The following is a 14,602-nucleotide window of genomic DNA, read 5'->3' as shown; positions in this document are numbered from 1 at the left end:
AACGAACCTCTCATAGGACTTCTCAACCATCATGACGCGCACTTGTTTCGACGAGCCTCGAGCCACATATCGGCTCTGCGCCGGGGTCGTTACACGGCACACGACGTGACACGATTGCGACGGTCCGGGCCGATCCCCGCGTGCGATAATTCGGCGGTGAACCCAGAGCCGCGGGGCGGTGCGACATCCCAATTGGTGAGGGAGTCGTGGCGTTTCGCGGGGGTCGTCGTCGACGCGGCCGAACGCCTGCCGGTCGCGGGCGGGATCATCGGCGCGGCACGTACCAGGGCGCAGCGGTTGGTCGACGACACCCGCGTCCGGGTCGCCACGACGACGCGGACGATCCTCGGTGCGGTCGTCCGCCAGGTCGTCGAGGTCCTCACCGAGGAGGTCGACCTCACCGACCTCGTGTTGCGCAACGTCGATCTGCACCGGCTCATCGCCGAGGTCCTCGCGGTCATCGATCTCGACGCGGTGATCGAGACGGTCGACCTCGATCGTGCTGTCGCGCAGGTGGATCTGATGAAGGCCATCGCCCTGGTGGACATCGACGAGGTCATCGGGACCGTCGACCTCGACGCGGTGGCTTCGCGGATAGACATCGAGGCCATTCTCGACCGCGTCGACCTCGTCGGCCTCGCCGAGGAGATCATCGACGGCGTCGACCTCCCGGACATCATCCGGGAGGCCAGCACATCGGTCACCGCCGACGTGATGACCGACGTGCGCAGCACCAGCGAACGTGCCGACGACGCGGTCGCCAACGCGGTCAACAGGTTCCTGCGTCGACGCGCCGCCGAGGTCGCCGACGAGCCCGGCCAGGACGGTGCAGGCAGATGACAGCAGAACCGAAACCCGACCATCCGGCGGTGCACCGGGCGCATGCCGTGCAGGACCGGGACAAGGACGCCGGGATCGTCAGTCGCGGCATCGGGGCCTTCCTCGACCTGCTCGTCGTCTGGACCATCCTGGGCGCGTGCTATCTCGGTCTCGCCCTGATGAAGTTCGCCGTCACCGTCAGCGAGTTCCACTTCCCGCAGCTCAACATCCTGTTCACCACAACGGGGTTCGTGATCACCGCGGTGTTCTACCTGTCCACGTGCTGGGAGGTGTCCGGCCGCACCCTGGGCTCGGTCGTGATGGGACTCCGAGTGGTGAACAGCAAGGGCTCACGCGTCCGGCCGGCCGTCGCCGTGCTGCGAGCCCTGTTCTGCACCGTCTTCGCCATCGGCCTGGTGTGGGTGGCCGTCGACCGTCGGCGCCGCTCGGTCGCCGACATCGTCTTCCGCACCAGGGTCATCTACTCCCGCTGACCGCGTTCGCCGTACAGAGGCCGCGTGCGGGATACGGTGTGAGGCATGGGTGAACGGGCACGGTTGTCGGCCGCGGACTTGCGGGACCTGATCGTCGACGACGGATCGTGGGAGTCGTGGGACTCCGCGATCGTCCGCCCCGCGGTCACCTCCGACGGCGACGACCGCGCCTACGCCGACGACCTCGCCCGTGCCCGGGAGCGCAGCGATTCGGACGAATCGGTGATGACCGGCACCGGCCTGATCGGCGGTCACCGGGCGGCGATCGTCCTCAGCGAGTTCGGATTTCTCGGTGGGTCCATCGGCCGCGACGCGGGTGCACGGATCGTCGACGCGATCGGCCGGGCCACCCGCGAACGCCTTCCCCTGATCGCCTTGCCCGCATCGGGCGGCACCCGCATGCAGGAGGGGACCGCGGCGTTCCTCCAGATGGTCGCGATCACCGGCGCGGTCACCGCGCACAAGGCGGCCGGTCTGCCGTACCTCGTCTATCTGCGGCATCCCACGACCGGCGGTGTCTTCGCCTCGTGGGGCTCACTCGGTCACGTGACGTGGGCGCAACCGGGCGCCCTCGTCGGATTCCTCGGCCCCCGGGTGTACGAGGGGCTCTACGGCGAACCCTTTCCCGACGGCGTGCAGACGGCCGAGAACCTGGTTCGCACAACGGTCGTCGACGATGTGGTGGAGCCGGGAGATCTGGCCGGGCGGCTGGCGTCGGTGCTGAGACTGCTCGCCCTGCATGGTGATGCGCCGCCGACGCAGGCTCCGCAGCCCGCGCCCGACGACTTCGGTGCGCCGGCGCACGACGCCTGGGCGAGCGTCCTGGCAACCCGTGAACCGGGACGGGCGGGGCTCATCGAGTTCCTCGCGCACGGGGATTCGGCGGCACTGTCCGACGCCGGCCCACTTCGCTTCGCACTCAGCGACTTCGGTGGCCGCGTGGCGATGGTCGTCGGCTACGACCGGGTGTCCCAGGAGGACGGCGAGTTGCCCGGGCCGCGACACCTGCGCGAGGCGCGCCGGGCGATCATGGCCGCCGGCGATCTCGGCCTCCCGGTTGTCACGATCATCGACACCCCGGGGGCGGAACTGTCGGTGGTCGCCGAGGAGGGCGGGCTCGCCGCCCAGATCGCCCGCTGCACGGTCGAATTGATCAAGGTCGCGGTCCCGACCGTCTCGGTGATGTTGGGGCAGGGCGCCGGCGGTGCGGCGTTGGCGCTGTTCCCGGCGGACCTGCGCGTGGCCCGCGCCGATGCGTGGTTGTCGCCGTTGCCTCCCGAAGGTGCGAGTCTGATCGTCCATCGCGACCTCGAGCACGCCGGCGAGATGGCCGCGCGCCAGGGCATTCTCGCCGGACGGCTCGCAGCGCAGGGAATGGTCGATGTGATCGTCGACGCCGACTCCGACGCCAACGCGCTGGCCGGAATTCGTGAGGCGGTCGGCAGATACCTCGCGAGCTCGCCGACGCCGGACGCCCGAGCGCGCACCCGGGTACCCGCGGCGGACGTGCGATGACCACGCGCATAGTCGCGGTCGGTGCCGTCCTCACCGACGACGACGGCCGGGTCCTGCTCATCCAACGGCGAAATCCGCCGCAGGCCGGGAAGTGGACGGTGCCGGGCGGAAAGGTCGAGCCCGGCGAGTCGATCGAAGCCGCGGTCGTGCGGGAGATGGTGGAGGAAACCGGTTTACGCGTCGAGGTCGGCGAGTTGCTGTGGACGGTCGACATCCCCGGGCCCGACGACGTCGTGTTCGAGGTCCACGACTTCGCCGCGCGGGTCGTCTCCGGGATGCTGTGTGCCGGAGACGACGCCGCGGACGCCGGATGGTTCACGCCCGAGCAACTCGCCGAGCTCCCGGTGACGCGTGGACTGGTGGCGCACCTCCGCAAACACGGGCTCCTCGAATAGGCATGTGACCACGGTTGGTGGTGCCCGCGGCCCATCCTGTGGAAGATGGGGACATGACCGAACTCCTGCCGCTCGATCCCGACCAGCTGCTCTCGACGACGCGCTCGGTGCGCAAGCGTCTCGACTACGACCGCCCGGTCCCGCTCGACGTGGTCAAGGAAGCACTCGAGGTCGCCCTGCAGGCGCCGACCGGGAGCAACAGCCAGACCTGGCACTGGATCGTGCTCACCGACCCCGAACTCAAGCAGAAGGTCGCCGATTACTACGCGCAGTCCTTCGCCAAGTATTACGCCGCGCAGCAGCCGCGCGACGAGACCGGCAAGCGGGTCGCGTCGAGCGCCCAATACCTCGCCGACACGATGGGACAGGTCCCGGTGCTGGTCATCGGCGCGATCTACACCGGCGGCGACCTGCCCGAGGGCAACCAGGCCGGCGTGTGGGGCTCCCTGCTGCCGGGCGCCTGGAGCCTGCAACTCGCGCTGCGCGCCCGCGGCCTCGGTTCTGCGTGGACCACGCTGCACCTGGCCTACGAGAAGGAGATCGCCGAGCTGCTCGGCATCCCCGCGGGCATCCACCAGGGTGTCCTGTTGCCGGTGGCCTACTACACCGGCACCGACTTCAAGCCGGCCCCGCGCAAGCCCCTCGACTCGGTGCTCCACATCGACGGCTGGTGAGTAGAGTGCGGATCACCATGTCCGCCACCAGTGACACCCCACCGGTCGAGACGGGGGACGTTCCCCGCCCGCCGACCCGTCGCACCCAGGCGAAGGCCGCACGGCGCGCCGAGCTGCTGACCGCGGCCGCGCGGCAGATGGCCGAGCGCGGCTTCGCCGGTGTGCGTCTCGAGGACATCGGGCGTGCGGTCGGTGTGAGTGGACCGGCCATGTACCGGCACTTCTCGTCGAAGACCGAACTGCTCGACGAGATGCTCGTCGACATCAGCCAGCGGCTGCACGACGGCGGTGCCGAGGTCGTCGACCGCGGCGGGCCGCCGTCCGAGACCCTGTTGGCGCTCATCGGTTTTCACATCGACGTGCTCGTCACGAAACCCGACCTGATCGTCGTCCAGGATCGTGATCTGTCGTCGATGACGCCGGAGGCCAACCACCGTGTCCGACTGTTGCAGCGGCGCTACGTCGAACGCTGGGTCGACGTCGTGATCGCCGTCTACCAGCAGGAGGGCCGCACCCTCGACCGGGCCGAGGCGCGCGTCCGCGTGCACGCGACGTTCGGCCTGCTCAACTCCTCGCCCCGCTTGCCCGCCTACGACGAGTCCGAACTGCGTCGTCTGCTCACCGCGATGGCCCTGGCCGCACTCGGCTGCCGGGTCTGATCAGCGCAGTTCGCGGCGCAGCAACTTGCCGGTCGCGCTGCGTGGAAGTGCTCCGACGATCTCGACCTCGCGCGGGTACTTGTAGGCCGCCATCCGTTCGCGGCAGTACTCGATGAGTTCGGTCGGCGTGGCCTCCGCGCCCGGTTGCAAGGCGACGTAGGCGCGGGTCGACTCACCGCGGTAGTCGTCGGGGATTCCGACCACAGCCGTCTCGAGCACCGCCGGATGCGACTGCAGCACCTGCTCGATCTCGAACGGCCAGATCTTGTACCCGGACGCGTTGATCAGGTCGTTGCTGCGGTCGATGACGTAGAACCAGCCGTCGGCATCCATGAAACCCACGTCGCCGGTACGCATCTCACCGTTGCGCAGCGCCGATCCGTCGTCGTCGACCTGACCCCAGTAGCCGGCGGCGATCTGCGGTCCGGCCGTGACGATCTCGCCGAAATTACCCGGCGGCAGCGGTTCGCCGCGCTCGTCGACGACCCGGGCCATCGTGTCGAAGATCGGCAGACCGACTGACAGAGCACCGGTTTCGGGATCGACCGGCGCGGGGACACCGGGCGGCACCATGTGGGTCGGCGAGGTGGACTCGGTCTGCCCGTACACGTTGTGGATCATCCCGCCCAGGCGCTCTTCGATCCGTTCGGCGACGTCGGGGAGGACCGGTGCGCCCCCCGAATAGCGGAGTCGGAGTGACTCGAACGCCTCGGGCGACGCGTCGGGATGGTCGGCCAGCGCGATGTAGGCGGTGATCGAGGCGACGGAGAACGCCGGACGCCAGGCTCGCACCGCGTCGAAGATCAGGCCGGCGTCGAATCGGTGGGTGAGAACGAGCGGGGAGCGCAGGGACAGCGCCAGCATCACCGAGCCCACCAGGCCGGTGACGTGGAAGATCGGCGACATGCACAGGATCGGCTCGCCGGGTTCCAGGCCGGTCCAGGTGCGATAGGCCTGCGCGCTGAACGCGAGGTTCCGGTGCGTCAGCTTCGCGCCCTTGGGTGGGCCGGTGGTGCCCGACGTCGGTGCCAGCACCGCGACGACATCCGGTGCGGGTACGTGCCGGGTGATCGCCCGCGAGCCGGTGCCGATCAGGTCGAGGAGTTCGACGGTGCCTGCCGTGACAACCCGGGACACGTCGAACACGCGCTGCAGATCGTCGCTGCCTGCGAAGTCGAGTGGCGAGGCCGTGACGACGAGTCCGATCGACCCGAGCTCGTCGGCGACCTCCGCGTGGACCTCGTCGAGGATGAGCAGCGCGGTTGGCGTGAAATCGTCGAGGGCCCTGCGGAATTCGCTGCGCTTGTACATGGGGCTGATCAGAGCGGCGACGCCGCCGACCTTCCAGGCCGCGAGGAGTCCGAGGATGATTGCCGGCTCGTTCTGGACGGCGATGCCCAGCCGGTCGCCGGCCGCGAAGCCGTGTTCCCCGAGCGCGTGGGCCAGGGCGTCGGAGGCGGCGTCGAGGTCGGCCCAGCTCAGCGTCGCGCCGAAGTAGTGGACGGCCGGAGCGTCGGGAGCCGCAGCGAGCGCGGCGTCGAACGCCTCGAGCGGGGACCCGAACTCGAGGTCGAGGTGCTCGGAGAGTCCGGGCGGGTAGTTGGCCAGCCAGGGACGGCTCTCGTAGGCGTTCATGCGTACGAGCGTTCGGGGCGACGCGAGCGAGGCGACAGATCGTGGAGCACGAGGATGAGTCTACGAAAAATGGGCGCCTCCCCATAAGCTGTTCAGCGTGGTCGAACAACCGGTGACCGACAGCGGCGCCGCCGTGCGCGAGTTGCGCAAGCAGGCGGGCGTGACGCTGCGTGGGCTGGCTGCCGGTATCGGGGTGAGCGTCGGGACCATGAGCGCCATCGAGAACGGCAAGGTCGGGCTCACCGTCGACCGCTTGCGTCAGATCGCGCAGTGCCTGGACGTGCCCGTCGCACGTTTCCTCGAGTCGCCGCAACCGGAGAAGGTCGAGGTCGCCGCGGACCCGACGGACTGGCGTGTGTTCGCCCCGCTGATCCTGGACCCGGTGCTGGAGTCGGCGATCGACGTCTTCGAAGAGCTCGGCTACCACGGTGCCACGATGCGCCTCATCGCAGCCGGCGCCGACATCAGTGTCGCCGGCATCTATCACCACTACCCGAGCAAGCAGCATCTGCTCGTCGCGCTGGTCAACATCGCCCACGCTGACCTGGCCCAACGCCTCGACGCGGCCGGCGACGGCGTCGACGCGGTGACCGCTTTCGCCAACATGGTGGAGGCGCTCACGCTGTTCCACGTCGAGCGGCGTGCGCTGGCGCTTGTCCTGGCGACGGAGCTCCGGCGTCTGGAGGAACCCAACCGCACGCACCTGCAGGCGTCGATGGCGCAGATCGAGGGTCGCCTGCTCGACACGGCCCGTCGCGCCGCCGAACTCGGCGCCTTCCGGTCGGGTGACCTGTCCGTGGCGACCAAGGCGATCGTCACGATGTGCCTGGCCGTGCCTACCTGGACCGACGACTCCGACGCCGCCCACGGCCGCCGGATCGCTCGCGAGTACGCGGATCTGGCGCTCGCCATGGTGGGGCACCAGGCCGACCGCTAGGCCGCCTCGGACCGTCGGCGGATCCACGCTCTGTGGCTCCGGTTCGAGCGTGTTCAGCTTCGCTGAACTTGCCGCATGTACTGGGCTTTCCGCTCTGCTGCTGACAAACCCTGAGACATCACCGATTTCGCCTCTTGACGGCGTTGCGAACGAGTGCGATGCTCGTCACAATGAACTTACCGAGCGAGCGCTCACAAAGTTCAGTCGCAAAGTTCAGTCCGCACCGTTCTGGGTGCGACCCGGAACCGTCGGTTCCGCTCTGGATCGAATCAAAGGAGATGAGATGACCGAGATCGAGACCGCTGCGCCGTCCATGGGTGACCTGCTGGGAGCCGACACCCCGTCGAACTGGGGCAAGTGGGGCCCCGACGACGAGGTGGGCGCCCTGAACTACCTGGACGCGGGCGAGGTCCTGCGCGGTGTCGGCCACATCAAGTCGGGGGAGACCTTCACCCTCCAGATCGAGATGGGTCGCACCGAGAGCCCCGGAGATCCGCTGTGGCCGGGCCGCGAGGGCATCAACCGAAAGAACATCCTCGACGAGTCGTCGTGGGACGGCGACGGTGCGCCGCAGTTCCCCGGCGGCCTGCACTACGCCGACGACACCGCGAACATCTTCCTGCAGGGCTCCACGCAGTACGACGCCCTCGGCCACGTCTGGTACGACGGCAAGCTCTACAACGGCTACGACGCCCGCAGCACCGTCGACGCACTGGAGAAGGCGTCGGTGCTGCCGATCGCCGAGAAGGGCGTCGTCGGCCGTGGTGTGCTCATCGACATGGCCCGGTACCGCGGCAAGAAGTACCTGGACAAGGGTGAGACCTTCGACCACAACGACCTCGAGGCCGCCGCTGCCGCACAGGGTGTCACCATCGAGCCGCACGACATCCTGATCATCCGCACCGGGTGGCTGACCTACTGGTACGAGCTGAACAACCCGGAAGAGTTCTACGACGGCTTCTGCGAGCCCGGCCTGACCTACTCGCGTGAACTCGTGCAGTGGTTCCAGGACAAGGAGATCCCCAACCTGGTCACCGACACCATCGCCAACGAGGTCACCACCGACCCCGAATCCGGTGTGGCGCTTCCACTTCACAACGCGCTCATGCGCAACCTGGGTGTCGTGTTCACCGAGATCGTCTGGCTCGAGGAGCTGGCCGAGGCGTGTGCCGCCGACAACCGCTGGAGCTTCCTGTACGTCGCGGCACCGCTCAAGGTCGTCAGCGGCACCGGTGCGCCGGTGAACCCCGTCGTCATCCGCTGACTCATTTTCGAGTCTTTCGCCGAAAGAGGAACGTCAGACATGAGTGTCTACGACGACAAGGTGTGGCGCAGCCACTACCGCGAGCAGGATCTCGCGCCGCGCAGTATCGAATTCGAGACCGCGCTGGACATGTTCGCGGCCACCGCCGCGCGCAACCCGGGCGCCGACCTGATCCGCTACTTCGACGGATCGATCACGGCCGGTGAGCTCGACGAGCTGACCGACGCGTTCGCGGTCGGCATCCTGGACCTGGGCTTCACCCCGGGTGACCGCGCGGTGGTCTACGCCCAGAACATCCCGCAGTTCGTCATCGCGCAGCTGGGTATCTGGAAGGCCGGCGGCATCGCCGTCTCGGCCAACCCGATGTACCGCAGCCGTGAACTCGCCGAGATCCTCGTCGATTCCGGCGCCACGGTACTGGTCGCGATGCAGTCGCTGTACCGCGACGTCGCACAGGAGGCCTTGCGCGACAACAAGACCGCGGTGCGGACCGTCATCACCACCTCGGAGCTGGAGTACCAGACCGCGAACAGCGGAACCCTGGCCGGTGTCGAGAAGATCGACTGCCCCGACACCGTCGACCTGGCGACGATGCTCGCCAAGTACCGCGGTCAGCGCCCGCCCGAGGTCGATCTCACCGCAGACAGCGTCGCCTTCCTGACCTACACGTCGGGAACCACCGGACCGCCCAAGGGCGCGATGACCACCCATCGCAACGTCGTGTTCAACGCGCAGACCTACCGCGACTGGGTCGGTGTCGACAGCGACGACGTGATCCTGGGCGTCGCTCCGCTGTTCCACATCACCGGTCTCATCGCGCACATCGCACTGGCCGAACTCACCGGTGCGCCGCTGGTCCTGATGTACCGGATGGACCCGGCGGACACCATCGCGACCATCGCGCGGGAGAAGGCGACGTTCACGGTCGGATCGATCACGGTGTTCATCGCGCTGATGAACGTGCCGGACATCGACCCGGCATCGCTGAAGACCCTGTCGAAGATCTACTCCGGTGGGGCGCCGATCCCGCCGAGCACGATCGCCGAATTCCAGCAGCGGTTCGGTCACTACATCCACAACGTGTACGGCCTGACCGAGACCACGTCTCCGTCGCATGCGGTGCCGTTCGGTGTGACGGCTCCGTCCGACGAGGAGACCGGGGCCACCTCGGTGGGAATCCCGGTGTACGACACGGTCGTCCGGGTCGTCGACGAGCAGGGCAACGACCTACCCGCGGGCCAGGTCGGCGAGCTGGTCACCGCCGGCCCGCAGGTGGTCGCCGGTTACTGGAACAAGCCGGAGGCGACCGCGAAGGGCATCCCGAACGGCGTGCTGCACACCGGCGACGTCGGCTACATGGACGCCGACGGATGGTTCTACATCGTCGACCGCAAGAAGGACCAGATCAACACCAGTGGTTTCAAGGTGTGGCCACGCGAGGTCGAAGACGTCCTGTACGAACATCCTTCGGTTCGTGAGGCCGCCGTCGTCGGCGTACCCGACTCCTACCGCGGTGAGACCGTGAAGGCGTTCGTGAGTCTGCGTCCGGGAACGGAGGCGACGCCGGAGGAACTGATCGACCACTGCAAGACGCGGATGGCGGCCTACAAGTACCCGCGCGAGGTCGTGGTGATGGGCGACATCCCCAAGACCGCCACGGGCAAGCTGCTGCGTCGCGAACTGCGGACGGTGGCACAGTGACCCAGCCGGATCTGAACTTCCGCACCCCGGCCGAGACGCTGGATCTGCGGCCGTCGGCGAAGGCGTTGGAGCTGCGCGAGGAACTCATTGCGTTCATGCACTCCGACGTCTTCCCGGCGGAGCAGCGCTACGAAGAGGAGCGCGGCTTCGCCGGTCCCGACGATCACGCCGTGCCGGCGGTCGTCGAGGAGCTGAAGAAGCGGGCCCGCGCACGCGGCCTGTGGAATCTGTTCCTGCCGTCCGAATCCGGGATCAGCCAGCTCGATTACGCCGGTCTGGCCGAGATCACCGGCTGGAGCCTGCATCTGGCGCCCGAAGCCGTCAACGGTGCGGCGCCCGACACCGGGAACATGGAGCTGCTGCACCTGTTCGGCACCGACGAGCAGAAGCAGACCTGGCTGGAACCGCTGCTCGACGGCCGAATCCGGTCGGCGTTCTCGATGACCGAGAAGGACGTCGCGAGTTCGGATGCGACCAACATCGAGACCAGCATCTCTCGCGACGGCGACTCCTACATCATCAACGGCCGGAAGTGGTGGACGAGCGGTGCGGCCGACCCGCGCTGCAGGCTGCTCATCGTGATGGGCAAGACCGATCCCGAGGCGGCGACCCACCGACAGCAGTCGATGGTGCTGGTCCCGATCGACACCCCGGGTGTCACCGTGGTCCGCGACGTACCGGTGTTCGGTCGTCACGACCAGCACGGTCATGTCGAGATCGTGTACGACAACGTCCGGGTGCCCGCCGAGAACCTGCTCGGTGAGGAAGGCGGCGGATTCGCCATGGCGCAGGCGCGCCTCGGCCCCGGCCGCATCCACCACTGCATGCGTGCGCTCGGCGCTGCCGAACGTGCTCTGCACCTCATGGTCCAGCGGTCGAAGGGGCGCGTCGCGTTCGGCAAGCCGCTGGCCGAGCAGGGCGTCGTGCAGCAGCAGATCGCCGAGTCGCGCATCGCGATCGACCAGGCTCGTCTGCTGTGCCAGCTGGCCTCGAAGACGATCGACGAACTCGGCAACAAGGCCGCCGCGCCGTATGTTTCGGCCGCCAAGGTGTCGGTGCCGCGGGTCGCGCTCGAGGTCATCGACCGGGCGATCCAGGTCCACGGTGGCGCCGGCGTCAGCGACGACGTGCCGCTGGCCGCAATGTACGGCTGGCACCGCGCGATGCGCATCTTCGACGGTCCGGACGAGGTGCACATCCGCACCATCGCCAAGTCGGAGCTACGTCGGTGATCGTTCCCGCGTAGCGGTTTCCTTCACCCTTGCTGCCTGATCCGAAAGAGCGCGACGCACCCAGGTCCGCTGCCTGAGGTGCGAGGAGCGTAAGCGACGAGCCACGAAGGCCTGGTGAGCAGATGCCGCCAGGCCTTCGTGGCGCTCGCTCCTCGGGTAGCGGGTGACGGGGGAGATGTGCTGCAAATCCTCCAGTTCTTAGCGATCGTGAAATATCCTGCAGCCACTGACAATTCACCAAGAACTGCTGTGGAATATTCACGGTACTCGAACGTATGTGCGAGTACCGTGGAGTCATGGCACCGCTCGAATCCCTCCTCGACCAGCTCGCGGCAATCGCACCACCCACCGACGATCGCACTGGGCGCAAGACAATTTCGCATCTGGATTTCTGGAGAAAGGTACGCAACCTGGCTGATCACCGAATCTCCACTTATGCAGGCGATCTCGATGATCTGCGTGTCGCGGAGAAAGCAGGATCGACCACCAAGAAGCTGCTGATCGAGATGGGATTCCCGCCGGTGGTCGCCACTCGTGCGATTCGTATCGCCGACAGCATCGGCACCCTGAGCAAGCTCGAGAGTTGCGCGGCCGACGGAACCCTCTCGGGAGAAGTCGCCGACGCCATCGTCCGTGGCATGGCAATCATCGAGAAACGCTCACCCACAGCACTTTCCGACGACGACCGCGGCACCTACGAAAGCGGACTCCTCGCCCAAGCCCTCTCCGGTGCCACCCCCGCCGAGATACAAAAGCACGCCCAGACGATCGGCAACACCATCGCCGACGACCAGGGCGGCATCCCCGCGAGCGCCGACCGATCCCTGGACACGCTGTCACACCACACCACCGACGACAGCCGCGTCGAGATCCACGCCAACGTCATACAGGCCGTCGGTGAGAAGTTCATCGCGACGATCGACGAACGCTCCGTACCACGACCCGAACCCGACGGCGCCCCCGACCGACGCTCAGCAACCCAGATCCGCGCCGACGCACTCGAAGTACTGCTCGACCAAGCCGCAGTCGGCGCGGCGATGGACACCATCGGCACACCACGCGCCCAGACGATCCTGACCATCCCCGCCGACGGTGGTAACCCCGCATTCCTTCCCTGGACCGGCCCGACCACCCACGCCATCGCCCGACAACTGTCCTGCGACGGCACCCTGACCGAGATTGTCATCGACGGCGAGACCGTGCCACTACAGATGGGCCGCGAACGACGACTGTTCCCACCCCACCTGCGCAAGGCGATCATCATCCGGGACGAGACCTGCATCAAATGCGGTGCCCCACCATCACATACACAGGTCCACCACGACGGCTGGGACATCATGATCGGCTACGACCGCCACCCCTGGCTCATCCCGCCCGCCGACATCGACCCCCAACGACGCCCGCTACCCGCCTACAACCGACGAACCATGCGACTCGACGACGCCGCCTGACACCAAGACTTGAGCGCAGCACCTTCCGCACCCGACGCCGGTCGGGACCGCATCCGTTCCTTGACAACTCCACAGTGTCTGGTCACATCGGCCGACCGGTCGAATGAATCTCGTCGCCGCAGGTGCATCGGGGTGGCGGTCGGCCTACCCTGGCCGCAGGTCACGACGATGAGGCGCGGCCGTCCGGGGGATGAGGAACGAGGAGCGCACCGTGAATCCAGGTGATCCCAACCAGCAGCAGGGCGGTCAGTGGTCGCCATCCCCACCCGGGCAGCCGCAGACCGGTGGATTCCCCGGCAACCAGGGCGAGACCGCGCAGTTCCAGGGTGGCCCGCCCACCGGTGGGGTTCCCGGGCAGCAGTGGGGTGAGCATCCGCCGCAGTATCAGTACCCGACCGGCGGCTGGGGGCCCGCGCCCGGGATGGGGCCGCAACGTCTGGGGCCGCGTCCCGATCTCTCGGTGATTTTCGCGCTCGCCGCGGCCGTGGCCGGTGTCGTCACGTACTTCATGGGCTTCATCAGCTGGATCACCGTGTCCGCGGCAGCCGAGGAGGAAGTCGACCGGTGGGGCCGCGATCTGGAGGAGGGGCAGGGCGGCATACCCGGGTTCTTCTCCTACGAGATCCTGCTGAACCCGGGCAAGTTCTTCATCCTGCTCGGCGTCGTCGGGGTCGCGACGACGTTCGTGCTCGTTCCCCGGTACCGAAAGGCATTGCCGTTCCTGGCAGTGATCGCACTCGCGGGATGGTTGGCACTGTTCGCGTCCGCGTTGTCCATGCCGCCGTTCCTCGACCTCGGAGCGGGCGCCATCGTCGGGCTGATCTTCGGATTCGTGCAGGTGGCGCTGCTGTTGGCCGCGTCGTTCTTGTACGGTCTCAAGAAGGATGACGCCACACCTTCCTGACGGACATGTGCAGCCGGCGGGTCTCATAGAAGACCCGCTGGTGAGTGCTCTTCGTCGTGCGGGCTGCGTATTCGCCGAGGACGAGGCCGAACTGCTCCGCCGACACGCCTCCGGCGCAGACCAACTCGACGATCTGTTCACCCGCCGGGTCGCGGGTGAACCCCTCGAACACCTGCTGGGGCACGTGCGGTTCGGGGATCTGCGGCTCAGCGTCGGACCAGGTGTGTTCGTGCCGCGACAGCGTTCCCTGTTGGTGGCCCATGAGGCGATCAAGGCCGCGTCGCAGCGGACCGAACCCGTTGTCCTCGAGGCCTTCTGCGGGGTGGCACCGATCGCTTCTGCTGTGGCCGCTGCGGTCGACGGCGCGCAGGTACACGCCGCCGATATCGCCGCAGACGCGCTCGTCCATGCCAGGCGAAACCTGCCGGACGCGGCGCAGATTCATCACGGGATCGGCTTCGACGCGCTACCCGAGTCGCTACGCGGCCGCGTCGATGTGCTCGCCGCCGTCCCGCCGTACGTTCCCGATCACGCCTTCGGCCTACTGGCCCCGGAAGCCCGCGACCACGAACCCCGACGTGCCCTCACCGGGGGAGTGGACGGTCTCGATCATGTCGACACACTGATCGTCGACGCACACACGTGGCTGTCCGGTGACGGCGTACTGCTGATCGAGATGAACGTCGCCCAGTTCGATGCCGTCGCCTCCCGCGATGGGTACGTGCCGTCGTTCGACATCGACGCCGTCCCCGGCGAGGACGGTCAGACCGTCGTCGCGCGCTTCCGGCGGCGCCCCTGAAATCCGCCCCTGAAATCCGCCCCTGAAATCCGCCCCTGAAATCTGCGCCCGAGATCAGCCCTCCAGCGGCCCACGGGCGACCATATGTCGCTGGTGGGCCGCTGGAGGGTCGTTTCCAGGGGC

The 14,602-nt window shown here is 67.6% G+C and carries 14 protein-coding genes; 13 read left to right on the top strand and 1 reads right to left on the bottom strand.

Features of this window, described 5'->3' with window-relative positions:
• Positions 1–156 precede the first annotated feature (156 nt).
• Genes M1L58_RS10695 through M1L58_RS10670 form a run of 6 tightly spaced genes read left to right on the top strand, consistent with a single transcriptional unit; the run spans position 157 to position 4,556 of the window.
• Positions 157–840, top strand: coding sequence for a hypothetical protein (locus M1L58_RS10695; RefSeq protein ID WP_248658882.1), 684 nt, complete (start codon positions 157–159; stop codon positions 838–840).
• Positions 837–1,313 carry an RDD family protein gene (locus M1L58_RS10690; protein ID WP_006867798.1) on the top strand — a complete coding sequence of 159 codons (477 nt, stop codon included), beginning with the start codon at positions 837–839 and terminating at the stop codon, positions 1,311–1,313. The genes M1L58_RS10695 and M1L58_RS10690 overlap by 4 nt, the downstream gene beginning before the upstream one ends.
• A 45-nt stretch (positions 1,314–1,358) precedes the next feature.
• A complete protein-coding gene (locus M1L58_RS10685; RefSeq protein ID WP_248658881.1) occupies positions 1,359–2,828 on the top strand; it encodes an acetyl-CoA carboxylase carboxyltransferase subunit alpha/beta in 1,470 nt (489 codons plus the stop codon).
• On the top strand, positions 2,825–3,223 hold the full coding sequence (locus M1L58_RS10680) for an NUDIX hydrolase (RefSeq protein WP_248658880.1): 399 nt from the start codon (positions 2,825–2,827) through the stop codon (positions 3,221–3,223). Before M1L58_RS10685 ends, M1L58_RS10680 begins: the two co-directional genes overlap by 4 nt.
• Positions 3,224–3,276: 53 nt before the next feature.
• Complete coding sequence (locus tag M1L58_RS10675) at positions 3,277–3,897, top strand: nitroreductase family protein (protein ID WP_006867795.1); 621 nt, start codon at positions 3,277–3,279, stop codon at positions 3,895–3,897.
• Between the two features lie 17 nt (positions 3,898–3,914).
• Entirely contained in the window at positions 3,915–4,556 is a 642-nt protein-coding gene (locus M1L58_RS10670) for a TetR/AcrR family transcriptional regulator (RefSeq protein WP_154883134.1), read from the top strand.
• On the opposite strand, the gene M1L58_RS10665 is transcribed toward M1L58_RS10670, so the two are convergent.
• Entirely contained in the window at positions 4,557–6,191 is a 1,635-nt protein-coding gene (locus M1L58_RS10665; protein ID WP_248658879.1) for a class I adenylate-forming enzyme family protein, read from the bottom strand.
• A gap of 97 nt (positions 6,192–6,288) precedes the next feature.
• Here M1L58_RS10665 and M1L58_RS10660 point away from each other — a divergent pair, with 97 nt between their 5' ends.
• From M1L58_RS10660 to M1L58_RS10630, 7 genes are all read left to right on the top strand, one after another.
• On the top strand, positions 6,289–7,128 hold the full coding sequence (locus M1L58_RS10660; protein ID WP_248658878.1) for a TetR family transcriptional regulator: 840 nt from the start codon (positions 6,289–6,291) through the stop codon (positions 7,126–7,128).
• A 283-nt stretch (positions 7,129–7,411) separates the two neighbouring features.
• Positions 7,412–8,392 (top strand): cyclase family protein, encoded by a 981-nt coding sequence (locus M1L58_RS10655; RefSeq protein ID WP_248658877.1) that lies wholly within the window; start codon positions 7,412–7,414, stop codon positions 8,390–8,392.
• 39 nt (positions 8,393–8,431) lie between these two features.
• Positions 8,432–10,093, top strand: coding sequence for a class I adenylate-forming enzyme family protein (locus M1L58_RS10650; RefSeq protein WP_248658876.1), 1,662 nt, complete (start codon positions 8,432–8,434; stop codon positions 10,091–10,093).
• On the top strand, positions 10,090–11,325 hold the full coding sequence (locus M1L58_RS10645; RefSeq protein ID WP_248658875.1) for an acyl-CoA dehydrogenase family protein: 1,236 nt from the start codon (positions 10,090–10,092) through the stop codon (positions 11,323–11,325). Before M1L58_RS10650 ends, M1L58_RS10645 begins: the two co-directional genes overlap by 4 nt.
• A gap of 296 nt (positions 11,326–11,621) precedes the next feature.
• Complete coding sequence (locus M1L58_RS10640; protein ID WP_248658874.1) at positions 11,622–12,776, top strand: DUF222 domain-containing protein; 1,155 nt, start codon at positions 11,622–11,624, stop codon at positions 12,774–12,776.
• 211 nt (positions 12,777–12,987) lie between these two features.
• Positions 12,988–13,680, top strand: a complete 693-nt coding sequence (locus M1L58_RS10635; RefSeq protein WP_248658873.1) for a DUF5336 domain-containing protein — start codon at positions 12,988–12,990, stop codon at positions 13,678–13,680.
• Positions 13,661–14,479 carry an SAM-dependent methyltransferase gene (locus tag M1L58_RS10630; protein ID WP_248658872.1) on the top strand — a complete coding sequence of 273 codons (819 nt, stop codon included), beginning with the start codon at positions 13,661–13,663 and terminating at the stop codon, positions 14,477–14,479. The genes M1L58_RS10635 and M1L58_RS10630 overlap by 20 nt, the downstream gene beginning before the upstream one ends.
• Positions 14,480–14,602: the final 123 nt, after the last annotated feature.

This window comes from Gordonia sp. C13, from assembly GCF_023218005.1.
GTDB classification, from domain to species: domain Bacteria; phylum Actinomycetota; class Actinomycetes; order Mycobacteriales; family Mycobacteriaceae; genus Gordonia; species Gordonia namibiensis.
The sequence above is the reverse complement of the archived record's forward strand: the minus strand, read 5'-3'. Positions and strand labels throughout refer to the sequence as shown.

Excerpts from the sequence above, each read along its gene's own strand:
- M1L58_RS10630 (WP_248658872.1), top strand. The coding sequence starts at position 13,661 with ATGACGCCACACCTTCCTGACGGACATGTGCAGCCGGCGGGTCTCATA.
- M1L58_RS10690 (WP_006867798.1), top strand. The coding sequence starts at position 837 with ATGACAGCAGAACCGAAACCCGACCATCCGGCGGTGCACCGGGCGCAT.
- M1L58_RS10685 (WP_248658881.1), top strand. The coding sequence starts at position 1,359 with ATGGGTGAACGGGCACGGTTGTCGGCCGCGGACTTGCGGGACCTGATC.
- M1L58_RS10640 (WP_248658874.1), top strand. The coding sequence starts at position 11,622 with ATGGCACCGCTCGAATCCCTCCTCGACCAGCTCGCGGCAATCGCACCA.
- M1L58_RS10655 (WP_248658877.1), top strand. The coding sequence starts at position 7,412 with ATGACCGAGATCGAGACCGCTGCGCCGTCCATGGGTGACCTGCTGGGA.
- M1L58_RS10670 (WP_154883134.1), top strand. The coding sequence starts at position 3,915 with ATGTCCGCCACCAGTGACACCCCACCGGTCGAGACGGGGGACGTTCCC.
- M1L58_RS10680 (WP_248658880.1), top strand. The coding sequence starts at position 2,825 with ATGACCACGCGCATAGTCGCGGTCGGTGCCGTCCTCACCGACGACGAC.
- M1L58_RS10650 (WP_248658876.1), top strand. The coding sequence starts at position 8,432 with ATGAGTGTCTACGACGACAAGGTGTGGCGCAGCCACTACCGCGAGCAG.
- M1L58_RS10675 (WP_006867795.1), top strand. The coding sequence starts at position 3,277 with ATGACCGAACTCCTGCCGCTCGATCCCGACCAGCTGCTCTCGACGACG.
- M1L58_RS10665 (WP_248658879.1), bottom strand. The coding sequence starts at position 6,191 with ATGAACGCCTACGAGAGCCGTCCCTGGCTGGCCAACTACCCGCCCGGA.